The organism is Chitinivorax sp. B (assembly GCF_005503445.1).
Taxonomy (GTDB): Bacteria; Pseudomonadota; Gammaproteobacteria; order Burkholderiales; family SCOH01; genus Chitinivorax.
Genome location: NZ_SCOH01000030.1, coordinates 1 through 25,489, shown reverse-complemented (window position 1 = coordinate 25,489; position 25,489 = coordinate 1). Strand labels below are relative to the sequence as shown.

The following is a 25,489-nucleotide window of genomic DNA, read 5'->3' as shown; positions in this document are numbered from 1 at the left end:
CATGAAGTAAAGGATGTTGATGACGACGGCCACTACCGCGATCAACGACACCGCTACCGAACTGATTGCGGACATCGACCGCTTGCTGGCAGGCGGCATGGCACGCCTGCGTTTTTCCACCAAGCTCGAAGACCGCTTTCTGAGCGACACTGCCCCCGGACGATCGAAGCGCTATACCCTGCTCGGGCTGATTGCGATTGTGCTCTACAACATCTTCAACATCACCGATCGGTTGATGTTGCCAGACGTCTATCAAGAGGCATGGGTCATCCGGATGGCAATTGTGACGCCGATGATGGTGTTGGCCATTGGTCTGGCACGTCTGCCACGCATGGCGCGCTATCTGGATCTACTGGCCATGATATTGATACTTTTGTCATGTATCAGTCTAATGGTGATCTTCAGCCTCAGTCGACATGCCAATGCCATTCACTATGTAACGGGTATTGTCCTCAGCTTCATGTTTATCAGTATCGTGGTTCGAATGCGATTTTGGTACACATTGGTCAGTGCGGTGGTGATTTTCGTCAGTGCCGTGCCGGCAGTCATGTCGTTGACCGGTAGCCCGCTGGAAATTCAGATCAACAGCCTGGTTGAACTTGGCGCTGCGATGATCATCAGCCTGATTGCCAACTACCAGATGGAATACGAAGCGCGCCGGGAGTATCTACGCACCCTGCGCGAGACCCTGCGAGCCAGCGCGCTTTCTGTTGCCAATGCTGAACTGTCACGATTGGCGGCAGTTGACACTTTGACTGGGCTGGCCAGCCGCCGCAGCTTCGATCAGCAGATGGCCCTGGCCTGGGAACAAGCCCGGCAATTGAATCGGCCATTGTCACTGATCTATATCGATGTTGATCATTTCAAGCGCTACAACGATCACTATGGCCATCCCACCGGTGATCAATGCCTGATACAGATCGGGCAGGCCATTCGCACCGGCTTACAGCGCAATGGCGATTTGGCTGCGCGTTATGGGGGTGAAGAGTTCGTGGTATTACTGAGGGAATGTGGCCCGGATGACGCTCTGATTGTTGCCCGGCGAATCCGACAGGCCATGACATCACAAGCCATCCCCCATGCGGATTCGCCAACTGCGGCGATTGTGACACTCAGCCTGGGAATTGCCGGGGGCTTACCTGGCGAATTCAAAAGCAGCATCGATCTGTTCGAAGCCGCCGACCACGCGCTGTACCAAGCCAAGGCCGATGGACGGAACCGGGTAGTGATCGCAGGCAGGGCTGCAGGCCCCGTCATCAAACCAGCTCCATCACCACCTTCAACTAATTGATTTTCAATGATTACTGAATGATGCCACCACCCAGGCAAATATCGTGATCATACAGGACTACCGATTGACCGGGTGTGACAGCCCACTGTGGCTCATCGAACTGCACGGTACACACCCCCTCCTCAATGGCAAGCAACGTACACGCAGCATCTTGTTGACGATAACGGGTTTTGGCTGTGTAGCGGCCAGGTTGAGGTGCGTCATCCTGCGTCCATGAGAGTTGCTGGGCGGTCAGTTCCGGTTTCAGCAACAATGGGTGATCATGGCCTTGCACCACAATTAGCTTATTATTGGGAATATCCTTAGCTGCGACAAACCAGGGCTCACCCTGCCCACCAATTCCCAGCCCCTTGCGCTGCCCAATGGTGTGATACATCAAACCTTCATGCTGCCCCATCACCTTGCCTTCCGGTGTCACCATTGGCCCTGGAGAACGGGGCAAATAGCGATTCAGGAACTCACGAAAGGGCCGTTCGCCAATAAAACAGATGCCCGTGCTGTCTTTTTTGCCAAAATTTGGCAACTGGGCTTCCTCCGCCATGCGACGGACTTCAGTTTTGCGAATATCACCCAGTGGGAACCAGGACCGTGACAGCTGTGACTGATTGAGTCGATATAGGAAATAGCTCTGATCCTTGGTGTCATCTACCGCTTTGGCCAGATAATGTCTGCCACCCTGCTCAACCTTGCGGGCATAGTGGCCCGTGGCAATCACCTCGGCACCCAGGTTCATGGCGTAGTCCAGAAATGCCTTGAACTTGATCTCGGCATTGCACAGCACATCTGGGTTGGGTGTTCGACCTGCCGAGTATTCATCCAGAAAGTACTTGAATACGCGGTCCTTGTACTCCTTGGCAAAATTGACGACTTCGATATCGATGCCAACAATATCTGCTACAGCAATGGCATCGGCAGCATCTTCTTTGATCGAACAATATTCGTCATCGTTGTCGTCTTCCCAGTTCTGCATGAACACGCCGATGACTTCGTGACCCTGTTGCTTCAGCAACCAGGCCGTCACTGAGGAATCCACCCCGCCGGACATGCCGACGACAACCCGTTTCTTGCTACTCATTGCTTCACTTTCCAATAATCTGTTCCGCACGCCACGCCACCCGGCACGGCGAACCACTGGTACCGACCAGCCGCAATGGCATGGCCAGCAATTCGCCACCTGACTCCACTTGGCAGGCAGCATCAGGCTGCAAGTCTTCAACCAGGAATTTGCCGTATTCGGCCAAGGTGCGATGAAAATAGAACATATCCTGGCCGACCACGCCAGGCATGCCATCCAGCACCCATACCGGTTCGGGGCCAGCCAGTAATTGATGTAATGCTGCAGGTGCAATACGCACCTGTTCAACAAATCGGATAAACAACAAATTGGGCTGTCCAACTGCCGGTTCAAGTGTCACCCCTTCTGTATTGACCGTTACCCATTGGTAGCGACCAACCAGCCAATCGAGCGATACCGACTCAAGTGTTGCGCCATCATGTAGAAAGTGCCGTGGCGCGTCGATATGGGTTCCAGTCTGTGTCCCCATCATCAACTGTGCCACGCAATAGCCTTGCTCCGCTACATCGCACCAGGGTGTGATCTGCATTGGCGGGTCTGCATACACAGCCTCGCGATAGATCGGCAGATCAATATCCATGGGGCGTGTCAAATCCAACCAACTCATGATGGCAATAGCTCCGTCAGAATGTTCAGTGGATAGCGCTTACCTATCAGAAAATCTTCCATGCAACGTAACACGAGTGGGCTACGATGGCGATCCGCAGTGACGCGGATTTCCTCAGGTGTCATCCAGACTGCTCTCAAGATCCCGTCGTCCAGCTTGCGCGCCGCATCGTGCTCGCCCAGTTCCCCACAAAACGCAAACCGCAAATAAGTGATATCACGATTTAGCACCGGTATCAGGTATATCCCGACCAATGCTTTTGGGGTGAACCGCCAAGCAGTTTCTTCGCGTGTTTCACGACTGCAGGCGCTGAGGATGGATTCCCCTTCATCCAAATGACCCGCAGGCTGGTTGAAGCGGATGCCTTCCGGTGTTTCCTCTTCCACCAGCAAAAAACGACCATTGCGCTCAATCACGGCAGCCACAGTGACATTGGGTTTCCAGATTGTCTGGTTCATGGTGCTTACATCCTTGTTACTTGCTGCAGGGAAGGTCTTACATCAACCAGCCATTCGTCATCATTGACCGACTAAGGGTAATTGCACCGGCTGGGATAGTTTGACGTAATCTTTGTACGCGGGAATCGCAATTGCAGCAATGACACCGACCAGCAAGATAGCCGGCATCACACAAGCCATCAGAATCACGCCAATACTATTTTTCTTGGGTGGCAACCCGTACTGGTTTTTGCCAGAGCTACCAGGAATGAACAGGTATATCAGGTTGATGAGCGGCACCAACGCCAGCAGGCAAGTCCAACCGTTCCAGCCTATGTCGTGACAGCGACGACGAGTAATCAACAGTGACGTGATCACCATACACACCGCACCCACAATCATGATCAAGCCAGCCATGAATGGCCCCCAGCTTCTTCCCAATACACCGCTCAGCAAGGAAAATGGGAGCATCACCGCAAAGTAGTTGGCCATCTGGTAGGCCATGTAACGCAACCGGCCAATACGACCATTCAACGCAAGAAAACTGGGCTGATAAGTTTCGTCAGCACTCGCATCCACCATTGTTGTCGGTGCCTGGTAGGGGTTGATGCTAGGTTCTTGCGAGGTCATATGGCTCACCATATCCATTACGTAAACCGGGTATTTTATTGTATAAGCACGCTGGCGGCGACTGGATGCCGTCAGTGCTTGCCAACATATCGCGCCTCTATTCCTGCCCGGAGCCTTCATGATTTTGCCACTTGCCGTCTACGTAGCCTGCCTGCCATTGGCAATCACAATTTTCTGGTGCCTGCTTGCACCGGTATCTCACCCTTGGTTCCAAGCTGTTCGCCTTGCTGGCATTACGCTCAGCACTTTGGCTGCCATCACTGCTGGCCTGATCCAACCTGCAGGTGTGCTTGGGCTGCTGGTGCTGGCGGGCTTGGTTCATGCCGGGCAACATAGCCGCTCCAGTGTACTTCGAACCTTGTTTATTGCTACTGCATTGATCTTTGCCATCGCAATGGCACTGCATATCGTTCCAGGTTTTGAGCGCGTTGCCATTTATCGTGGTGTGCTCAGCCCTGGCAGTACGGAAGCCCGCATTGGCTGGACATTGGATAAAGCACTGGCAGGCCTGCTGCTGTTTGGGCTTTACCGCCCAGCATCCACTAGCCCGTACCGTATGCATACATTATTGGCGGCAGCCATCCTGATGGTATGTGTACTTTTTGCCGGCTATCTTGGCGGATTACTACAATGGTCGCCAAAGAACATGAATATCGTCGCCCTGCATTGGCTGTTTGGCAACCTGTTCCTGACTTCATTCGCAGAGGAAGTGGTATTCCGTTTCTGGTTACAAAATACACTGGCAAAACATTGGCATGATCGATCGTACGGTTCATCTGCCGCCATTGCCGTGACTGGCCTGGTATTTGGGTTGTCCCATCTGGCAGGCGGGCCATTTTATGCATTACTGGCTGCGGGAGCGGGCTGCGCCTACGGTATGGTGTATGGGGTATTTCGAACGCGATTGGCACCAGTGTTAGCCCATGTGGGATTCAACAGTGTGCATTTTTTCCTGCTGACATATCCACTTGCGCAGATGGGCTGATCAAGCTAACAAAAAAGGAAGCCATCACGGCTTCCTTTTTTTTTCAGTCAGCGGTGGGTCAACCTTCGGCCACCCGCTTGGCAATATGCGCCAAGGCCTCCTCCACCTGATCCACCAGAACTAGGCATAGATCACCAGTCGTCAAACGTGACAATGCGGTATCAATTGCCACAAACTCACCGCGAATCTCGTCGACCTGTTTGGTGCGACGTGCACTGGCAAGTCCTTCACGTAGCAGACCGATCACTTCGCCATCCGCACGACCACGCTGGCAGGCATCCTGATACAACAATACATCGTCAAAGGCATCCCCCAGAATCTGGGTTTGCTGACGGATATCATCGTCCCGACGATCACCAGCACCGCTGATTACCACAGAACGTCGATTGGCGGGCAATGCATCAATTGCCTTGACCAAGGCCATCATCGCATCGGGATTGTGGCCATAATCGGCAATCACAGTTGCGCCGCGATAGCCGAAGACATTAAACCGACCAGGTGCATTGTCGACGTCGTTGTGGAAGCTGGCCAACCCCTTGCGAATGACTTCCCAGTCCAAATTCAGAGCCCAGGCTGCAGCCACGGCCGCCATCACATTCTCGACCTGGAAGCCGATTGTCCCACCGCGTGTAATTGGTACCTCGTCCAGCGCTACACGATATTTACGCTCGCCCTGCGCGGCGACCACTGCGTGGTCTTCCACATAAACTACACGATGCCCTTGGGCTCGATGCGTAGCCATGATCGGGTTGTGCTTATCTTGCGCGAAGAAGGTCACTGCACCTGGGCAGTTATCTGCCATTCGCACCACCATCGGGTCAGCTGCATTCAGCACTGCCATGCCATCCTTGGCCACATTCTGCACAATGACACGCTTCAATACCGCCAAATCTTCAACGGTGGTGATGTAGTTCAGGCCGAGATGATCACCCATGCCAATATTGGTGACCACAGACACTTTGCAGCGATCAAATGCCAATCCTTCGCGCAACATGCCACCACGAGCAGTTTCGAACACGGCTGCGTCGACATCCGGGTGCATCAACACATTGCGTGCACTACGTGGACCACTGCAATCACCACTGTCTACTTGGCGGCCGTTGACATACACACCATCGGTATTGGTCATGCCAACACGCAGACCATTGCTTGCCAAAAGATGAGCAATCACGCGAACCGTGGTGGTCTTGCCATTGGTTCCCGTCACAGCAACGACCGGAATACGGCCATCATCCCCGGCAGCAAACAGATTATCGATAATCGCTTCGCCCACTTGACGGCCTTTGCCAAATGACGGGCTGATGTGCATCCGCAAACCAGGGGCGGCATTCACTTCCACAATCCCGCCTCCCTGCTCTTCCAGCGGTTTCAGCACACTATCACACACCACGTCGACACCGCAGATATCCAACCCTACCATCTGTGCTGCTGCGATGGCGCGCGCCGCAACTTCCGGGTGGACGTCATCAGTTACATCGGTCGCCGAACCGCCGGTACTCAAGTTGGCATTGTTGCGCAGCACCACACGCTGCCCTTTTGCCGGTACCGATTCTGCGTTCAAATCTTCTGCGGCCAACCGCGCCAACGCAATATCATCAAAACGAATCTTGGTCAGTGAAGTGGCATGACCATCACCGCGACGCGGGTCACGATTGACCTGTTCCACAAGCTCGCGGACAGTATGCACGCCATCGCCGGTTACCTGAGGCGGATCGCGGCGGGCGGCGGCGACCAATTGCTTGCCAACCACCAACAAACGAAAGTCACTGCCAGGCAGGTAGCTTTCCACCAAGACATCATCACTGATTTCCGCAGCAGCAGCATAAGCTTTAAGTAGTTGTTCACGATCGACTACATTGACCGTCACGCCCTTGCCCTGATTACCATCCTGTGGCTTGACCACGACTGGACCATTGATTTCCGCCATGGCAGCCAGTGCGTCCTCAGCGCTTTTCACCGGACGGCCAGATGGTACCGGTACGCCAGCGGCTCGCAACAATTTCTTGGTCAGTTCCTTATCCTGCGCGATTGATTCGGCAATAGCACTGGTCGAATCCAGCTCAGCCGCCTGAATGCGTCGTTGACGGCTTCCCCATCCAAATTGCACCAGGCTGCCTTCCGTCAGTCGACGGTAAGGAATGCCACGCGCAACACCCGCATACACGATGGCGCCGGTACTCGGTCCCAGGCGAATGTCTTCATCCAGCTCGCGCAAACGCTTCAACGCGTCTTCCAAGTCAAACGGCGTATCCTCGACGGCAGAAAGGCATAGCGCCTCCGCCAACTCCAGTGCCAAGCGGCCAACAGCTTCTTCCGAATATTCGACCACCACTTGAAAAACACCTGCCTCCAGTGTCTGTGCAGTGCGACTGAATGTCACCGGGCACCCGGCCTGGGCTTGCAACCCCAACGTGGCAAATTCCAACGCATGTGCCATCGAAATGGTTTCATCATGACTGGTAGGGTGCAAAATGCCGATCTCGGGAAACCGGACGCGTAACCGGGCTTCGAATTCTGGTGTATCGGCGATTGAGCGTTCTGTCTCAGCGCAGGCCACAATGGCTTCAACAGCCGTATGTCGGCTCCAGAGATTAGGGCCACGTAACGCCCGGATTCGTGAAACTTCCATGCAAAATCTTCCTGTCGTGGCGGGTATGAGTACACCCGCCGATATCAATTTTTGGTGATACGAGCTCGAGATGCGCTATCGTCAGCCGTGATGGTTGCGCCTAGTTCGAAGTTCTCAATGCCTGCACAAATCAGGTCAGGGTCAATACCCAATGCCCATGTGGCAGCCACGGCTGCCAACATACTTTCGAGATGAGCAAGCTGGCCGTCCCGGGTCAAGGGAAACAGATCCAGCGTGGCCAGCACGGTTTCAGTACTGCCACTGGCCAGAATCACGGCCTGATCCCGCATAAAGACCGCACGGCCACCATTGGCCAGATGCTCTACGATTGGCAACAGGGTCGAATCCTTGGCATAGAAAATCACCTCGCCATCCGACAGATCGGCCATGTCAGCCACCAACAGATCATTGGCATTCAGAACCGCAGCCCCTTCGGACATGACGACATCCACCTGGGTACGCAGGACGTTGTAGACTTGTTCCGGTTCGTGGATATAGAAATCGTTCAACGAGCCATTCTCGGTTACATCGGTAACAATACCGATCTGGCACCGGTCGTATGGCAGGCCTTCGCTGAGGATGGTTTCAGGGCTGTGTTCGAACACGGCTGCCTCAACCACTCGGTTGATCAATAGGCGTTGGCCTGCATCCCAGTTTGTGCAATCACGAGATTCCACCTGGCGTCGATCCAGGAACAAACCGTCACGGCATGCCAAGCCGACATGGCGTCCTGCCAAATGCAACAGATGGGCAACCAGGCGGGCAATCAAGGTAGTACCTTGAGTGCCGGAAATACCGACCGTCGGAATACGACCTGAATCGCCTTCCGGGAACAAGTGATCGACGATCGCCCGTCCAACCGGACGGGGTGCGCCGTGTGCTGGCTTCAGATGCATCAATAGGCCAGGCCCAGCGTTAACCTCCACAATTGCCCCACCTTGTTGATGCAAGGGCTTGCTGACGTCCTCCGCCACCACGTCGATCCCGGCAATGTCCAACCCGACAACACGTGCTGCCAGCGTCGCGACTGCTTCCACATCCGGATGCAATGTTTCGGTTACATCGTTGGCCACGTTGCCATTGCGCTGAATCAACACGCGACGGCCATCGGCTGGCACTGAATCTGCATTCAGCCCCTGTCGCTCCAGATCGCGCAGGATCACGGCGTCCTCGCTCACGATGATGCGATTGAGCGGAAAGTCCTCCGTCAGACCACGACGTGGGTCGATATTCAAATGCCGGTCGACCAGTTCACTCACCGTCGATTTGCCGTCACCCTCCACCCATGCAGCCTCACCTTTTGCGACAGCAACAACACGATTGCCCACCACCAGCAGTCGGTGTTCGTCGCCACGCACGAAGCGTTCGACGATGACTTCGCTGCCTTCCTGCTCAGCCAATGTAAAGGCAGCATGCACGTCAGCTTCGTTGATCAGATCCAACGATACACCGCGGCCATGATTGGCATCGGTTGGCTTCACAACCACCGGCAAACCAATATCCTGCGCGACTTCCCACGCTTCCTCTACCGAACTGACAACCTGACCTGCTGGTACCGGTACACCGCAGGATTCCAGCAGGCGCTTAGTCAGATCCTTGTCACTGGAGATGCTTTCTGCAATGGCACTGGTACGGTCGGTCTCGGCCGTCCAGATACGGCGCTGCAACGCGCCCTGACCAAGTTGCACCAGATTGCCGTCAGTCAACCGAATATGCGGGATACGGCGTTCAGTCGCAGCATCGACGATACAGGCAGTACTCGGGCCAAGGTGGTAGGCATCGACCATTTCCTTCAAGTGCGCCACGGTACCAGCCACGTCAAACGGTCGATCCTCGATGGCAGCCATGACCAGGTCACGGCCAGCCTCCAGGGCTGCATGACTGACCTGTTCGTTGCGCGCACGTACCGCAACTTTGTACACACCATATTCACTGGTGGATCGGGCTTTGCCAAAACCAACCTGCATGCCGGCCAGATTCTGCAATTCCAGTACCACGTGTTCCATGATGTGAGCTGGCCAAGTACCTTCACGTACACGCTGCAAGAAGCCGCCGCGCTCACCGACACCGCAACGGTGTTCAATCAGCGTCGGCAACCAATTCGACAGTCGCTCGTAAAAACCAGGGATGGTATTCGATGGCGACTCTTCGAGCTCGCCGATATCAACCCACGCTTCCAGCACCGGGCGATAAGTCCAGATGTTCGGACCGCGCAGATAGGTCACGCGGAGAAATTGAATGTCTTTTTTCTTCATGATCCAGTTGTGGGCATGCAATCCAGTCATCAGACCGGATCAAACCGAGTGCGTCGGTCGGCTGGGCGGCCGTACCGTGCTTCAGAGTGAAGTATACTTCTCGACTTGGGCGCCATATGCCATTTTAGAATATGCGAGAATACCGTAAACCATCCGATAATGGGAAACACCCCGTTTCGCTTAACGTTGCCGCCATTATACGGTTGACTACGGTGCCGAATATTTACCTTCCAGCCAGGGTTACCCTGCAAGCCAGTGACAATGCGGCCTGCAGGGCAGATCGGAAGCCCGCCTGACGACACGACATGTTGCGCGACAAGCATATCCATCCCTGCCTGAATAACTGATTAATTCAATGATGATACACACAGCTTCAACCACCAACCCCATCCTGCCCGCACCATGGCACGCCAACATGCAGTCACAATTGGCTGCCAAGGAAGAAATCGTCGCCTGGTTGCAGTTGGATCTGGATGCGCAGCTCCGATTTACACAGGGCATACTGGTACTGACCACACAACGCTTGTTGACCCAAATGCCAGGCCAGCACGATTGGCAAAGCTGGCCACTCCGGGCGGGATTATCCCTGAAACATCACGATCACGCAGGAGTCGGCACACTGGAACTGTTCGATACCGAAGTGCGTTTGGCCCACTGGCGCTATACCTTGGGTCAGAACGTGGTCGCGCTGCGACTGCTGGACAAATTCAAACTGCAACTGGACAGTGCAATCACAGGACAGCCAGTCCCGCCACCAGAAGAATCCACCTGCCCACAGTGTAAGGCACCCATGGAGCCGGATCAGGATGAGTGCCCGATCTGTGCCCGCGAGCTGCATACCCCGCCTTCTACCTGGACACTATTGCGCTTATGGCGCTTTGCCAAACCCTATCAGGGACAGTTGCTGGCGGGCTTCCTGTTGATGCTGGGGGCAACAGCCGCTGCCATGGTCCCGCCCTATCTGACCATGCCATTGATGGATAATGTGCTGATCCCATTCCAGAATGGTGCCCATATCGAGCCAAGTACAGTTGGTGTCTACCTGCTAGGCCTGTTTGCCGCGGCCATTCTGCAATGGGGGTTGGGTTGGGGCAAAACCTATATCCTGGCCTTGGTCAGTGAACGCATCAGTGCCGACCTGCGAACCAGCACCTATGAACATCTTTTGCAGCTATCACTGGAATACTTCGGCGGCAAACGTACTGGGGATCTGATGTCGCGCATCGGCTCTGAATCCGATCGTATCAGCGTGTTCCTGTCGCTGCATTTGCTGGATTTTGTTTCCGATGTGCTCATGATTGTGATGACAGCTGTCATTTTGCTTTCCATCGACCCGTGGCTGGCCCTGGTAACATTGTTACCGCTACCGTTCATCGGCTGGATGATCCATTTTGTGCGCGACCGCCTGCGCACCGGCTTTGAAAAGATCGACCGAGTATGGGGGGAAGTCACCAACGTGCTGGCCGATACCATCCCTGGCATTCGGGTCGTCAAGGCTTTTGCACAAGAACAACGCGAAGCACAGCGTTTTCGTGACGCCAACAAACATAATCTGTTGGTGAATGACAGACTGAACAAAGTCTGGTCGCTTTTCTCCCCCACTGTATCGCTGTTGACCGAACTCGGCTTGCTGGTGGTGTGGGCATTTGGCATCTGGCAGGTGGCCAACGGCCATGTCACCGTGGGTGTGCTGACTGCATTCCTGGCCTATATAGGCCGTTTCTACGGCCGGTTGGACTCCATGAGCCGCATCGTATCCGTCACCCAAAAGGCAGCAGCGGGTGCCAAGCGCATCTTCGATATCCTGGATCACGTCTCCAGTGTGCCGGAGCCCGTCAATCCGGTGAAACTGCCAGTTGTCAAAGGTCAGATCGACATCCGTGACGCCCGCTTTCGTTATGGCAACCGGGCCGTGATCAAAGGCGTGGATCTCACCATCCACCCTGGTGAAATGATCGGTCTGGTCGGCCATAGTGGCTCGGGCAAAAGCACCTTGGTCAACCTGATCTGCCGCTTCTATGACATCACCGAGGGTTCGATCCGTCTGGATGGCACCGACATCCGATCGCTGACCGTGGCCGACTATCGCCGCAATATCGGCCTGGTCCTGCAGGAACCGTTTCTGTTCTTCGGAACCATTGCTGAGAACATCGCCTATGGCAAGCCAGATGCATCCCGCGAGGAAATCATCGCCGCCGCCCGTGCAGCACATGCCCACGAATTCGTCCTGCGCCTGCCGCAGGGCTATGATTCACTGGTGGGTGAACGCGGCCAGGGCTTGTCGGGTGGGGAACGCCAACGTATCTCGATTGCCCGCGCGCTGCTGATCAATCCGCGCATTCTCATTTTGGATGAAGCCACTTCATCGGTCGATACCGAAACCGAAAAGGAAATCCAGAAAGCGCTGGACAACCTGGTCCAAGGCCGCACCACTATTGCCATAGCACACCGACTATCCACACTACGCAAGGCAGATCGGCTGGTCGTCATGGACCGCGGTGTGGTCGTCGAGGTTGGCAACCATGATGAATTGATGGAAAGACAAGGTCATTACTTCCGCTTGTATGAGGCGCAAGCTCGCAATGTGGATACCGAGGGCGACAACAGCGAGCAGGATGAGGACTGAGTATGAGCACACCCCAATTTCAACTGACCCGTAACGGATTTGGCCGACTGGTGCTGACCACCTCTGGCAGCCTTGTCTATGAAGGGGTTGTCCCGGTACGAGCCTTTCCCATCGCTGCACCAGACGTAGGGATCGCACTGGTGGATACCGATGGTCATGAAGTCGTTTGGATCGACCAGCTACGAGAACTCCCGGCCTCCGTTCGTGCCCTGCTCGAAGAAGAACTCGCCAGCCGTGAATTCATGCCGGAAATTCTCAAACTCAAACATGTATCCACCTTTGCAACACCCAGCACCTGGGATGTGGAGACGAACCGTGGCGAAACCAGCTTCATCCTGAAAGGAGAAGAAGACATCCGCCGTTTGCCTGGTGGCGTGTTGTTGATCGCCGACAGCCACGGGGTGCAGTTTATGATCCGTGACCTGTTTGCCATGGATCCGCACAGTAAGAAACTGCTGGATCGCTTCCTGTGAACCGACAACAGCGGAAATTGACCACCTTGCTATGCAGCTTTACCTTCAGTGGGGCGATTGCAGCGCTCCCCACCGAACAGGTGCAATGCCACTACACCTATGGCGGTGAGACTCACACGCTCGTGGCTACGCCAACTACCACCCCTTATACGATCGATAATATTCAGATTGGCTCCTACTTTCAGTTTCGCATCGTGTTCCAGCGTGAGCCGGCCGATCTAGCCGCCATCAAGCTCTACACCTTTGCAGATCAGGAAGGCAGCCCGGTCCCCATTCATCAGGCCACTTATCACTATCCGCCCGCTTTCCAACGGCAATATGGCTTCACTGGACTGCAATTCGTCTACGAATCGGTGCGAGATGGTGAGCTGCAGTATTGGTGCGAGTTGATCAACGCTGTGGGGAAATCACAATGAACCGGCTGATCTTTATATTAGGCTTGCTGTATCTGATCGATATCAACTATGCCTTCGCTGCAGAACAAGGCAGTGTCAAGTTGCTGTTCGTCGGTGACATCATGTTGGATGACGGCCCGGGCCGTAGCATCGCCAATGGGCAGGATCCATTCCGCCATGTCGACACCTTGCTTAAATCGGCCGACTTTCGCATTGGCAATCTGGAATGCCCCATTGCCACCACAGGTGCAGCACTTGGCAACAAGATCTTTACCTTCCGTGCCCACCCTAGCGTATTGCCGTTACTGAAAGGTCGCTTCGATGCACTCTCGGTCGCCAACAATCATGCCGGTGACTACGGCAAGGACGCCTTTGTCGAAACACTGAACCTGCTTGAACAAACAGGCCTGAGACCCTTTGGGGGTGGCCGCAATCTCAGCGCTGCCCACGCCCCACTGTGGCTGGAGCGCAATGGTCTGCGCATCGCCCTACTTGGCTACAACGAATTCAAACCCCGATCCTTTGAAGCCGGTAGCAACTGGCCTGGCATCGCATGGAGCGAAGACAGCCAGGTTGTTACTGACATTCGTGCGGCTCGCCAATCAGGCGCAGATCTTGTGATTCCCTTCATGCATTGGGGCTGGGAACGCGAGCCAAAACCCACGGCACGTCAACGACAACTTGCCCACACCATGATCAATGCCGGGGCCGATATCGTTATCGGTGGCCACCCGCATATCACTCAAGGGGCCGAGTACTATCAAGGTAAGCCTATCATCTACAGTCTGGGTAATTTTGTATTCGACAGTTTCACCACACCAGCAACCCGTACCGGTTGGGTATTACGGTTGACGGTGGATCGGCAAGGCGTGACAAAGTGGGATACGGTCGCGGTAATGGTTGACGACGATGGAACACCAGCGCCCATTGTCGGTGCCAAGACCCCATGTGGCATTCGTGGCAGCCAGCACATTCAAACATGCCAAGATCGCTGATACCCCACGTCCACGAATCCACCTGAGTATTTACCATGAATCCGACTCCCCTTTCCTCAACCTCGCTGAACTCCCCACCCCGTTTCTCCAAAATAATTGACGTCAGCCAACCGGGTGACGATATCGGAATCTGGGGCATGGTATTGTCCGGCATGCTTGGAGGTGCACCTGGGTTCTGGCTTAGCGTCACTCTGCTTGGAAATGGCGAAGCAACAGGATGGCGAGCAATCCTGTCCACAATTGGCATGCTGGGCCTGTTAATTGTCAGCCTCGTCGGCATGGTAATCGGGTTTATCTTGTATTTCGTGCTTGAGGAACGCTGGCGGAGATGGCGTGGTATCACGCTATTCAATCAATCCACACAAACCATATTGGATGAGCACGGCCTGCATATTGAAGGATTGGGGTCTGCGACTTGGCATCAGGTACTGGATTACGATTTCATCCCGGATAGCGAATCGGCACTGATCATTCATACCGAACCATTTGGCCGTTTGTTGTTGCAGGCAGACATTACGTCACTGGTTACGGTATTGGAATACCATCTTAAGTCTACCCGCGATCAAGCCATTGCAAACAGTCACCAGCAGCCTACACAGCACGTGTTCCAATTCAAGGCCCAAGTATTTCACTGGCCTACTTTTCGGGTATGGATTGCCGCAGGTTATCTGGCCGCCACCGCCATAACCGTTTGCCTACTCTATTTTGCTAGCGATGCTGGCTTCTTCAAACTACTGGTTGGCCTGCTCTTCTTGGTGCCGTGTTCAGCCTGGCTTGTCTGGGCCATCCCATTCTGGCGTATTACCCACGGTGGCCGTCATATACAAGCCTTTGAACTTGCAGGTCATTCACTACGTAACACATCCGGCGACTGGGTTGTCGACTTGCGCAACACCAGTGTTGAATATCAGCAGACCAGCGGGGTTGGCTATGGGCTACGTTTCATCACGATCAATCCCACCAACAACAAACGGTTCGATCTGTTGATTGATGATGTCACCTGCCCCGCCCTGATCAAACAGTTACGAGCAATCGATGTTTTGGAATTCGACCGCCATATCTTGCGGCAATTGGATTGATCAAGCCCAAGGCAATACCACAGCCATGCAATGACTACGGATCATTTAGCATGTCAAACTCGATTAGCCACAACAGCATTTGCGGCCATTGGTATCAAAAAATAGCGTCACCCCCATGACGAGCCGGTTAGCAGCCATTGCAGTGCAAAAGGCACTCGAGATCTGGCAATACATGAACAAATGGAAAAAGCATGTCTCGTCATACCCCACCTGCTTGAAAATATATGAGTTTGTCCCTCAGCTGTGAATGCCGCTATTGGTGAATGTATACGCGATTTGACAGCATGCCATTTCCGATCGACATCTGCCGCTCACCCTGACCAATCAGATTCAGATAGGGTACAGTCGATACACCCAAGTTGACGAAATGGTTGCAAAACATGCTCCTTAACCCCCTGTGAAGCCAGTTCGCACTTGAGTTGCTCAAGCTTGTCAGGTGGCAACCAAGCATCGTGTACCGTTGTGCGTATCTGATAAGGCACGCCTGACCGCTGAACCAGTGCGAATGAATCACGCGCAGCCATGGCGCTGCCAGGGGTTGCCGTCAGCGCATCATAGTCAGCCCACAAAGCCTTCACATCCAGCCCCACCCAATCGCACAACGGTAATGCTACAGCCAGTCGATCAGGATAGGCACCCGCCGTATGCAGCCCAATTCGATAGCCCAGTGTTTTCAATATCTGCATTGCTGCGGGCAATGCCTTGTCGACGGTTGCCTCGCCACCTGAAAACACGACTGCATCCAGCAGGCCGACTCGTTGTTCGAAGAAGTCGTAGACCTCCTCCCAGACCAATGCCGATGCCTTACCACGCACCTGCAAATGCGGGTTATGGCAATACCGGCAACGCCAAGGGCAACCCTGTACCCAGACGACAGCAGCCAAATAGCCAGGATAATCTACCGTGGTAAATGGTGTCAGGCCACCAATCAACAATGAATCTGCCTGATTTGCATCCAGGTAAATAGGTATCGGCATCAGGCTTGATTCGAATGGCAGGGCTCAACAAAGAAACGGCGCTGTTGGTGTTCCCCTTTTTTCCCCGTATTGAAAGACGACACTGGGCGGTGATAGCCCATGACACGTGTCCAGACTTCACAACGAGTACGCTGGGCTTCAGGTAGGTCGACAATGGTCAGTTTGTTCGGGTTCACGATTGGGTTCCTTTTATCAAATCAACATTCACAAGTAGCTTGGCTACCCTGCTGGGCCAACAAGGCGGCATCGCAATGCGGGCAAAATTCATGCTCGCCAGCTAGATAACCATGCTTCGGGCAAATCGAGAATGTGGGTGTAACAGTGAGATACGGTAGTCGGAAACGCGACAAAGCCCGTTTCACCAATTGCTTACAAGCTTCAGCTGACGATACCTGCTCATTCATATACAAATGCAGTACCGTGCCACCAGTGTACTTCCGCTGCAGCTCATCCTGGCGTTGCAAGGCATCGAACGGATCATCGGTAAAACCGACAGGCAACTGGCTGGAGTTGGTGTAATAGGGCTGATCTGGCGTACCGGCCTGCAAGATGATCGGGAAGCGCTTTTTGTCCTCCTTGGCAAAACGATAGGTGGTACCTTCGGCAGGTGTGGCTTCAAGATTGTAGAGATGGCCGGTTTCTTCCTGAAATTCAATGATACGGGCACGAATATGATCCAGTAACCGGCAGGCAAAGGCATGCCCCCATTTCGTGGTGATATCATGCTCATCGTCAGTAAAATTGCGGATCATCTCATTGATGCCATTGACACCCAGTGTGGCAAAGTGATTGCGCAACGTGCCCAAATACCGCTTGGTATAAGGAAACAGCCCCCGATCAATATGACGCTGGATCACTTTGCGTTTGATCTCCAGACTCTGCTTCCCCAACATCAGCAATTCATCCACGCGCGCCAACATACCCACTTCGTCGCCTTTGTACTGGTATCCAATCCGAGCGCAATTGAGGGTAACGACCCCCAGCGAGCCCGTTTGCTCGGCCGAACCAAACAGGCCGTTACCCCGTTTCAGTAGCTCCCGCAGATCCAGTTGCAATCGGCAGCACATTGAACGAATCATGTGTGGTTGCAGTTCCGAATTCAGGAAGTTCTGGAAATAAGGTAAGCCGTACTTGGCCGTCATCTCGAACAAGAGATGAGCATTGGGGCTGTCCCAATCAAAATCTGAGGTAATGTTGTAGGTAGGAATCGGAAAGGTGAATACTCGGCCTTTGGCATCACCCGTCATCATCACTTCGATGTATGCGCGGTTGATCAGGTCCATCTCTGCCTGCAAATCACCGTAGGTAAACGGCATCTCCAGCCCACCGATATGAGGTACTTGCTCACACAGATCAGCGGGGCAGGTCCAATCGAAAGTCAGATTGGTGAACGGCGTTTGTGTGCCCCAGCGGCTGGGCACGTTCAGGTTGTAGATCAGTTCCTGAATGTATTGCTTCACCTCTACATAACTCAGGCCATCGTTGCGTACAAATGGCGCCATATAGGTATCGAACGACGAAAATGCCTGCGCACCGGCCCATTCGTTTTGCAAGGTCCCAAGAAAATTGACGATCTGGCCGATAGCACTCGACATGTGCTTGGGCGGCGTCGCCTCCACTTTACCAGGCACACCGTTCAGGCCCTCGTGCAGCAGCGTGCGCAAGCTCCAACCAGCACAATAGCCTGAGAGCATGTCGAGGTCGTGGATATGCAAATCAGCGTCGCGATGCGCCTGGCCAATTACTGGTGGGTAGACATGTGACAGCCAGTAGTTAGCCACCACTTTGCCAGATACGTTCAGAATCAACCCACCCAGGCTATAGCCCTGATTGGCATTGGCATTCACTCGCCAATCTTGCTGATCCAGATATTCATTGATACTGCTTGCAACATTGATCATGGTGCGTTGATCCTGCCGCAACTTGGCATGCTGTTCACGGTAAACAATGTAGGCACGGGCCGTGGCAAAGTAGTCTGCCGTAATTAGTGTTTGCTCCACCACATCCTGAATCGCCTCGATGTGTGGCATGCCACGCCCAAAACGGTGAACCAGTACTTTGACCACTTGTGTGGTCAAACGAGCGCTTTCAGCCACGCCGAACTCGCCACTGGCCGCACTGGCCTTGATCAGTGCATTACGGATTTTGTCTGCATCGAACCGAGCCCGGCTGCCATCCCGTTTGATGACATCACCTGAAATTGCCACTACGTTGTCCACCCTGCCCCCTTTCGCCAACCGGCATAAAATCAACCTATTGATATTCAAATAAATATTATTACAATATATTGTGCTAAAACAATGTGAACTGGCATTTTCTTGACACACATCAACAGTAGCCAACAGTCAACGCCATCGTTGCAGGCTGGTTGTCACCTTATCTCGTACCTATACTTAATCTGGGTTGCATGTCCAAACTGCAGATTGCGGCGGGTACTTCAACCTGCGACAACATGGAAAGGGGTAGCACGTCCATGCCAGCGAACCACCAGCGGATTGCCGAAGCCCACTTGACGGTTGGCGAGCCCTTGCCGTGGGATATGCACGATGAGCATGGTCATCTGCTATTGCGAAAAGGCTATGTACTGGAATCGGAAGGGCAGATTGATCGCCTCATTGACACCGGCCTATATGTGGATCGAGACGAGTTAGCCGCCACAGAAAAGGCTGCGTCAGAAGGCGAAGGTGCCCAATCGGCGGTAATGCCATTGTTACAGGCACGAGAACAACTGGATGCATTGGCGCCACAATTGAAAACACCAGACTTGGCATTGGACAGCATGATCGACGCCATTGCCCAGGTGGTGCAACGTGCATGTGACATCAACCCTGACATTGCCTTAGCGTTTATTCAACAACGACAGAAAGGCAGCTATGCGGTACGACACCATGTCGACAGCGCAATTCTGGCGTGTATTATGGCGCACAGCATGAAGATGCCACCCCAGGAGACACATTCGCTACTCTGTGCCGCACTGACTATGAACCTGGGCATGATCGAAGTACAGGACAAGCTCAATACCATCACAGGTGAACTGGCACCGGCAGTCAAAACTGCTATTCGTGCCCATCCACGAAAGAGTATGGATATCCTGATGCACGCTCAGGTGAAAGATCCCCTATGGCTGGACATTGTCGCCCATCATCATGAGGCAGATGACGGCACCGGTTACCCCGATGGCTTGAGAGGCGAACAGATCGTACTCTGCGCCAAGCTGCTCAATATCACGGATCGATACTGTGCACGGATATCAATACGGGGCGAGCGCCCGGTTGCCCTCCCTAACGCCGTGCTGCGCGACATCCTGCTCGAAAGCGGTCATGCTATTGCACCAGACATCGCCGCCCATTTCATCAAGATCATCGGTATTTACCCACCAGGCACCATGGTTCGCCTGGCCAATGGGGAAATTGGTGTTGTCAGCAAGCGAGCTGAAAATGCAGCAACCCCATGGGTACACGCCGTCATTGGCCCCTTTGGTGCTGATCTGGAATTTCCAATCCGCCGTAAAACAAGCGATGCACTCTACGCCATCCGTGAAGCAGTTGACCCACGTAAATATCGCATGCCATTTCGCATGTTTCCAGTATGGGGCAAAGAGGCCGCTGGTGGTTGATGTGTGCTGCCATCCGCAGCAAACTGCGCTAAGCTAGGCACCCATCTTCACTCACCCGGAACAAAGCCATGCTGATCGATGCTAGCCGCTCGTGGTTGTTGGTAGTGGATGTACAGGAAAAACTAGTGCCAGCAGTCCATCAAGCTGCGCAATTTATCGAAGATTGTGCTTGGCTGATTGAACTGGCTGGCTTGGTTGGCGTACCTGTGGTGTTTTCCGAACAGTACCCGAAGGGCTTGGGTCACACTCTGGAACGCCTGACAACTCAAGCACCAACCGCCCCGGTGGTCGACAAAGTGCATTTTTCATGTGTGGCTGGTGAATGCTTGCCGACTGAACTAATGTCACGCCGCAAGCAAGTGATCGTGACCGGCATGGAAGCTCATGTCTGCGTTCTCCAGACCGTACTGGAACTACTGGTGGAAGGCAAACAGGTATTCGTCGTAGGCGATGTGGTGTCATCACGCAATCCAAACGATACTCAGCTTGCCCTGACTCGCATGCAACAAGCTGGCGCAGTTGTTGTCAGCAAAGAGATGGTTTTGTTTGAATGGTTGCGGCAGGCGGGTACTCCGCAATTCAAAGAGGCCAGCATGCGATTCTTGCAGCCCCCACAGCAACGTTGACCGAACACAGATAAAGTGGTGCATCAGTAATGCTTGGTTTCTTACATGATTTCCAGCAAACCAAGCTAAACATAGTGCCTTTCTCCCCGCAATCTGTATTCGATTCAAGACTCACAGAAACGTGGCAAGACCAACCTACCGAGCCACAATGAGATGAGAGAAAGGCACTTCCTTTGATTTACAGATCTATCAGCCTGTGCACAAATCTGACGATACCCCTAAATTCATCTCGTCATATACATCTTTTTTATTTATTGAAAAACTATTGGTTGCAAGGAATTATTGCGAATCCTTTAACGACACGACCAACCAGGCAAATTAATGGCTTACGCAAAGCACAGCCCTGAAAATGGCATGACAAATGAGCTGTGTGTAATGAGATGCCTTAAACCTGAGGGAGCGCCATCTCAGCCATTGCAAATATTTTCTTTTTCAATATATTTCATCAGCAACTCGGCAGCCCACTTATGGCCGAACTCTGACCAATGATAATCATATTTAAAATTTGCCTTGTTTATATCAAGCTTTCTATCCACTATATATTCATAGTGATCGATAACTGGCACACCTATCTTTCCAGCTATATCAAGCAATCTTCGATAGGCATAACGACCTTCATCAACCCCAATACTTGAAGCGAACATTTCACTAGTCGCCAGAATTACTATTCTGGCGCCATCAGCATCTACCCTTCGCTTAAATTCAGCAAGTGCAAATTCTGTCGCACCGATTGCACCATGATAAAAATCAGCTAGAACCTTTTCATGTACATTTCTATCCAGATTTTCTGCAAACCGCTCACTCCACCCTGCCATCTTACTTGCAGTTTTACTATCATTACTAAAATACACCGCTCTTCTGTTTATTTTTTCCGCATTTGTCATACCAATAAACCCTTGTAAAATAGGAAATTGCAATGACGCCCTATTCCAAACCCATCGATAGAATGCACTATTCTTCATGAGGAAAGTGTGGCTCCTTGGCGGATTTTCCATTTTATCCTTAATCTTATACGCTTCCCAATCAGGAGAAATATTTGAAACAGAATAAAAACCAGATTCCTTTTTGGCAAATATTCTCGGCAAATGATCTGGATTCCAGCCATATCTTAAAGATTCAATAATAGAAAAATTATTTGCGTAATCATTTGACACAAACATAAGAACAACAAGCTTAGGATTAAACTTTTTAGCAAATTTATCATAAAATGGCAATTGACTTAATTGCCCAGTTCCACTGTATCCAAATGCACTTGCCGTTAAACTCCATTCAGGATGAGCTACTGCTGCAGCTCGCTCTAAAATTCTTTGTGTCTTGTCTTTAACTCTTACTTGGGCAGCTTCTACAAATGAATCACCTATCAATGAAATGTGGCACTGTCCTTCAGTGTATTTTGGTGGCTCGGCATCAAGAAATCCAAGAGAATTAGTACGTTCCTCAACCCAAAAATCAATATTATTAGTATGCCTAACAATATCATTCGGGCCAAACAAAAAACCAATATCCTGATAAAAATTAGAAGGCCACCTCTCTTCGAAAACAGGTTCTTTATATCTGAATATAATTTCAAGAAATACCAAAAATAGAAAAATAGAAACCACAGGGAAAACAACAGCCAAACAAGTACCACTAAATTTCTTGCTATTTTTCATGAATTCCACATTAAAAATTATGAACAATCCAAAAAACACTAATCAAGATAATACAAATTAGTGTAATTTTTTCTCAAATCGCCATTTTGATCATTCTTATATAGAATGCAATTACCAATAGCCAAAACATCAATTTCCGTACACATAAAACACTTGAATGCATCAGCAGGGGTGCAAACGACTGGCTCGCCTCTTATATTGAAACTAGTATTAACCAAAACCGGGCACCCTGTAATGCCCATAAATTTTGATATCAGCGCATGATATTTTTGATTGGTTTCAGCATGAACCGTTTGGATCCTAGCAGAATAATCAACATGAGTTACCGCTGGAATTGATGACCTCTTAACATTCAATTGATCTATTCCAAATAGATTCTGTTGAGATTCAGACAGAGGAAGTCTATGTACCTCTAATACATCCCCAACCATTAACATATATGGACTACTATCTGGTAAATTAAAATAATTACCTGCCTCCTCACTCAATATAGACGGAGCAAAAGGACGAAATGACTCACGATACTTCACCTTCATATTCAAATTTCGTTGCATATTTGGCAACCGAGGATCTGCCAAAATAGACCGCCCACCCAAAGCACGTGGTCCATATTCCATACGCCCTTGATGCCAGCCTAGCGCGTTGCCATTGGCCAATTCCATTGCGCATTGATTAACAAGTTCTGTTTCCTCAAGAACTTTGAATACAGCCCCTTCATTTATCAGACACTGCTCAATTTCCATCTGCGAATAGGAAGGCCCGAGAAAGCTACCTGCCATTTTATCCAAGCCTTTTCCATCACCTCGCTCACTTTTAAGGAAAACATGATTCGCAGCATATGCTGCCCCGAGCGCACCACCAGCATCTCCAGCAGCAGGCTGAATCCATATCGAGTCAAAAATGTTTTCGCGAAGTAGTTTGCCATTTGCTACACAGTTCAATGCAACACCACCGGCCAAACAAAGGTTTCTTTCCCCAGTCTCTTTCGAAATAGCACGTGCAAGTTTGATGACAACTTCCTCAGTAACAACTTGTATTGAGGCAGCCAAATCCATTTCACGCTGCGTTAACGTTGATTCAGGCTGTCTTGGCTTTCCACCAAATATCTTATCGAATTGACCATTGGTCATGGTTTGACCAACACAATAATCAAAATATTCCAAATTCAGCCTGAAACTACCATCATCCTTAATGTCAATTAAATTATCTTTAATTAAATTAGCAAATCTTGGCTTACCATACGGCGCCAAGCCCATTACCTTATACTCTCCAGAATTAACTTTAAACCCTGTGTAATAAGTAAAGGCTGAATATAAAAGACCAAGAGAGTGAGGAAAATGAATTTCGCGAGCTATTTTTAGATCATTACCACTACCTAGTGCCAATGAAGTCGTCGCCCATTCCCCTGCTCCATCCATAGTCAGTACAGCAGCTCTATCAAATGGAGAAGGATAAAAAGCACTAGCTGCATGGCTAAAATGATGCTCTGAAAAGAGTAACTTTTCCATCCAGTCTATATCTGGATCTATCTTACTGAGCTCATTACTTAATGTATTCTTCTGAAACAACTTATCTTTAAGCCATATTGGCAATGCTTTGGCAAAAGATAGAAAACCTTTAGGCGCAAAGGCCAAATATGTTTCCAACAAACGCTCGAATTTTAAAAATGGCTTATCATAAAATGCCACATAGTCAACATGGCTAGGCAATAGACCACCTTCCATCAAGCAGTATCTGATTGAATTAACCGGAAAGGTTGGATCATGCTTTATTCTGGTAAACCGCTCCTCCTGTGCTGCAGCAATAATTTTCCCATCAATGAGCAGTGCAGCTGCACTATCATGATAATACGCAGAAATTCCAAGAATATTCATAAATAGCTCAAAAAAGCGTATAAATAAGTGGAGCCAATGCAGAGCCTTGAGCCAAAATAAGTAAACCACCGAGAATGACCATTATAAATACCAATGGAAACATCCATATTTTCTTTCTAGCCTTTAGAAAATCCCAAATCTCTTTAATAAAATACATTTCCACCCTCTAAAATTGTTTACTCAGACTATCAGAATTAGGCCCAGGCGGATGCCTGAGCTGCCAATAGCTTTCAGCATTTGCATCAAACCTCTTCCTCATCGGATCATATCCAAACAACCGCATAACCAAGCCAAATGGGGTCAGCATGAAAAAATACATCATAGCCAGAACAATTGGACTAATAATATGCTGAATAAGATTACCGAATCCCATCCACAACTTACTTAACGAAGACAACTGACTAGGTGCAACAAATGAAATAATTATCAAAAAAACACCAAGCCAGCCAATTGGAAGATAAATATCATTACCTCCCCACCAAAACAGAATGCTTATTATATAAAATAACAAAGAAAACAAAATTCCAAAATCACGCTCAGTAGCACAGATCGCTTTCATCATGACCAACATGGCTTTGTTAGCTCAACTATTAAGATTGCCACAACTCCATCAGCGACACCAACAACATATGCTTTTTAACAAATAGCAAATCCACTCTCGGCAAAAATTAATCACATCCATCCATATGAAAATTGAAAATACATAAATAGGTACTACATATAATTCACTTTTGTTTTTGCCAGGCACCAACACGGATCAATTGACACTGAAGCGACAGTCAACCTACATTAGTCCATTTGGCGGAGGTGTTAAAGTCACTTATGCTGTGTTCGATGGGGAAAATTCAAGCTAGGCGATACCGATTAGAGATTCGTGGTCTTGCTCATGTAAGTCATGACATCTATCAATTCTGACATCAGACCTGAAGCTGTTGTGTCATGAGGCATGGAAGGCAGGCACGCTTCCCTCGCAAGATTGGGCCTCCAGGAGCGAAGGGTAGACTTCAACGGCAGGGCGGGATCGAACTTGCCATCGGCATAAATTCAGGTACGACAGTGCACCTCATCAAGCAACCTGGTGCCCAGTCCGGTAAGCTGCGAACCCCCAATCCTTCACCGTCAACCTTGGCCATGGTCCTATTCACCCACCTCGTCGATCTGCCCGACCCACGTACCCCGATCAACATTCGCCACAACCTGATGGACGTGGTGTTCCTCACCTTTGCAGCCGTGCTCAGCGGCGCCAGCGGCTGGAAGGCCATCGAAG

Annotated in this window: 21 protein-coding genes and 1 pseudogene; 10 read left to right on the top strand and 12 right to left on the bottom strand. The window is 51.3% G+C overall.

The window, feature by feature from the left end; all coding sequences use genetic code 11:
- Positions 1-19 precede the first annotated feature (19 nt).
- The gene (locus FFS57_RS17105; protein WP_171014028.1) at positions 20-1,291 is read left to right on the top strand and encodes a GGDEF domain-containing protein; all 1,272 of its coding nucleotides are present in this window, start codon (positions 20-22) and stop codon (positions 1,289-1,291) included.
- A gap of 10 nt (positions 1,292-1,301) precedes the next feature.
- Here FFS57_RS17105 and mnmA read toward each other — a convergent pair whose 3' ends face one another.
- From mnmA to FFS57_RS17085, 4 genes are read right to left on the bottom strand one after another with little or no spacing between them, the layout of a single operon-like run.
- Positions 1,302-2,366: a tRNA 2-thiouridine(34) synthase MnmA gene (gene mnmA / locus FFS57_RS17100; RefSeq protein WP_137939030.1), complete on the bottom strand. Its 1,065-nt coding sequence runs from the start codon at positions 2,364-2,366 to the stop codon at positions 1,302-1,304.
- A 4-nt stretch (positions 2,367-2,370) separates the two neighbouring features.
- Positions 2,371-2,973, bottom strand: a complete 603-nt coding sequence (locus tag FFS57_RS17095; RefSeq protein ID WP_137939029.1) for a cyclase family protein — start codon at positions 2,971-2,973, stop codon at positions 2,371-2,373.
- Positions 2,970-3,431: an NUDIX hydrolase gene (locus FFS57_RS17090; RefSeq protein ID WP_137939028.1), complete on the bottom strand. Its 462-nt coding sequence runs from the start codon at positions 3,429-3,431 to the stop codon at positions 2,970-2,972. The genes FFS57_RS17095 and FFS57_RS17090 overlap by 4 nt, the downstream gene beginning before the upstream one ends.
- A gap of 60 nt (positions 3,432-3,491) precedes the next feature.
- Positions 3,492-4,040: a DUF805 domain-containing protein gene (locus FFS57_RS17085; RefSeq protein WP_171014027.1), complete on the bottom strand. Its 549-nt coding sequence runs from the start codon at positions 4,038-4,040 to the stop codon at positions 3,492-3,494.
- Positions 4,041-4,158: 118 nt separating this feature from the next.
- Between FFS57_RS17085 and FFS57_RS17080 the strand changes: the two genes are divergently transcribed.
- Entirely contained in the window at positions 4,159-5,025 is an 867-nt protein-coding gene (locus FFS57_RS17080; protein ID WP_137939026.1) for a CPBP family intramembrane glutamic endopeptidase, read from the top strand.
- 58 nt (positions 5,026-5,083) lie between these two features.
- On the opposite strand, the gene cphA is transcribed toward FFS57_RS17080, so the two are convergent.
- Positions 5,084-7,654 (bottom strand): cyanophycin synthetase, encoded by a 2,571-nt coding sequence (cphA, locus tag FFS57_RS17075; RefSeq protein ID WP_137939025.1) that lies wholly within the window; start codon positions 7,652-7,654, stop codon positions 5,084-5,086.
- 44 nt (positions 7,655-7,698) lie between these two features.
- A complete protein-coding gene (locus tag FFS57_RS17070; RefSeq protein ID WP_137939072.1) occupies positions 7,699-9,909 on the bottom strand; it encodes a cyanophycin synthetase in 2,211 nt (736 codons plus the stop codon).
- A gap of 415 nt (positions 9,910-10,324) precedes the next feature.
- Between FFS57_RS17070 and FFS57_RS17065 the strand changes: the two genes are divergently transcribed.
- Genes FFS57_RS17065 through FFS57_RS17045 form a run of 5 tightly spaced genes read left to right on the top strand, consistent with a single transcriptional unit; the run spans position 10,325 to position 15,477 of the window.
- On the top strand, positions 10,325-12,535 hold the full coding sequence (locus FFS57_RS17065; RefSeq protein ID WP_249384042.1) for a cyanophycin metabolism-associated ABC transporter: 2,211 nt from the start codon (positions 10,325-10,327) through the stop codon (positions 12,533-12,535).
- A gap of 2 nt (positions 12,536-12,537) precedes the next feature.
- Positions 12,538-13,008, top strand: coding sequence for a cyanophycin metabolism-associated DUF1854 family protein (locus tag FFS57_RS17060; RefSeq protein WP_137939023.1), 471 nt, complete (start codon positions 12,538-12,540; stop codon positions 13,006-13,008).
- The gene (locus FFS57_RS17055; RefSeq protein ID WP_249384041.1) at positions 13,005-13,424 is read left to right on the top strand and encodes a hypothetical protein; all 420 of its coding nucleotides are present in this window, start codon (positions 13,005-13,007) and stop codon (positions 13,422-13,424) included. The genes FFS57_RS17060 and FFS57_RS17055 overlap by 4 nt, the downstream gene beginning before the upstream one ends.
- Positions 13,421-14,398: a CapA family protein gene (locus FFS57_RS17050; RefSeq protein WP_137939022.1), complete on the top strand. Its 978-nt coding sequence runs from the start codon at positions 13,421-13,423 to the stop codon at positions 14,396-14,398. Before FFS57_RS17055 ends, FFS57_RS17050 begins: the two co-directional genes overlap by 4 nt.
- 35 nt (positions 14,399-14,433) lie before the next feature.
- Positions 14,434-15,477 carry a hypothetical protein gene (locus FFS57_RS17045; protein ID WP_137939021.1) on the top strand — a complete coding sequence of 348 codons (1,044 nt, stop codon included), beginning with the start codon at positions 14,434-14,436 and terminating at the stop codon, positions 15,475-15,477.
- Between the two features lie 311 nt (positions 15,478-15,788).
- Here the strand turns inward: FFS57_RS17045 and FFS57_RS17040 are convergent, their stop codons facing one another.
- Both FFS57_RS17040 and FFS57_RS17030 read right to left on the bottom strand, forming a co-directional pair.
- Complete coding sequence (locus tag FFS57_RS17040) at positions 15,789-16,454, bottom strand: anaerobic ribonucleoside-triphosphate reductase activating protein (RefSeq protein ID WP_137939020.1); 666 nt, start codon at positions 16,452-16,454, stop codon at positions 15,789-15,791.
- Positions 16,454-18,661 (bottom strand): annotated as a pseudogene (locus FFS57_RS17030) (ribonucleoside triphosphate reductase). The gene FFS57_RS17040 and the pseudogene FFS57_RS17030 overlap by 1 nt, the downstream one beginning before the upstream one ends.
- 266 nt (positions 18,662-18,927) lie before the next feature.
- Between FFS57_RS17030 and FFS57_RS17025 the strand changes: the two are divergent.
- Positions 18,928-20,070 (top strand): HD-GYP domain-containing protein, encoded by a 1,143-nt coding sequence (locus tag FFS57_RS17025; RefSeq protein WP_171014026.1) that lies wholly within the window; start codon positions 18,928-18,930, stop codon positions 20,068-20,070.
- A 68-nt stretch (positions 20,071-20,138) separates the two neighbouring features.
- Positions 20,139-20,696 (top strand): hydrolase, encoded by a 558-nt coding sequence (locus FFS57_RS17020; RefSeq protein ID WP_137939016.1) that lies wholly within the window; start codon positions 20,139-20,141, stop codon positions 20,694-20,696.
- Positions 20,697-21,103: 407 nt separating this feature from the next.
- Here the strand turns inward: FFS57_RS17020 and FFS57_RS17015 are convergent, their stop codons facing one another.
- The 4 genes from FFS57_RS17015 to FFS57_RS17005 are packed head-to-tail and all read right to left on the bottom strand — an operon-like array spanning position 21,104 to position 24,784.
- A complete protein-coding gene (locus FFS57_RS17015; protein WP_137939015.1) occupies positions 21,104-22,348 on the bottom strand; it encodes a hypothetical protein in 1,245 nt (414 codons plus the stop codon).
- 38 nt (positions 22,349-22,386) lie between these two features.
- Positions 22,387-24,222, bottom strand: coding sequence for a carbamoyltransferase family protein (locus FFS57_RS17010; protein WP_137939014.1), 1,836 nt, complete (start codon positions 24,220-24,222; stop codon positions 22,387-22,389).
- 7 nt (positions 24,223-24,229) lie between these two features.
- Positions 24,230-24,379 (bottom strand): DUF5989 family protein, encoded by a 150-nt coding sequence (locus FFS57_RS25850; protein WP_249384040.1) that lies wholly within the window; start codon positions 24,377-24,379, stop codon positions 24,230-24,232.
- Between the two features lie 9 nt (positions 24,380-24,388).
- On the bottom strand, positions 24,389-24,784 hold the full coding sequence (locus FFS57_RS17005; protein WP_137939013.1) for an SxtJ family membrane protein: 396 nt from the start codon (positions 24,782-24,784) through the stop codon (positions 24,389-24,391).
- Positions 24,785-25,347: 563 nt separating this feature from the next.
- On the opposite strand from FFS57_RS17005, the gene FFS57_RS25270 reads away from it, so the two are divergent.
- Positions 25,348-25,489, top strand: a 142-nt coding sequence (locus tag FFS57_RS25270) for a transposase family protein (protein WP_249384045.1), incomplete at its 3' end; no start/stop codon positions are given.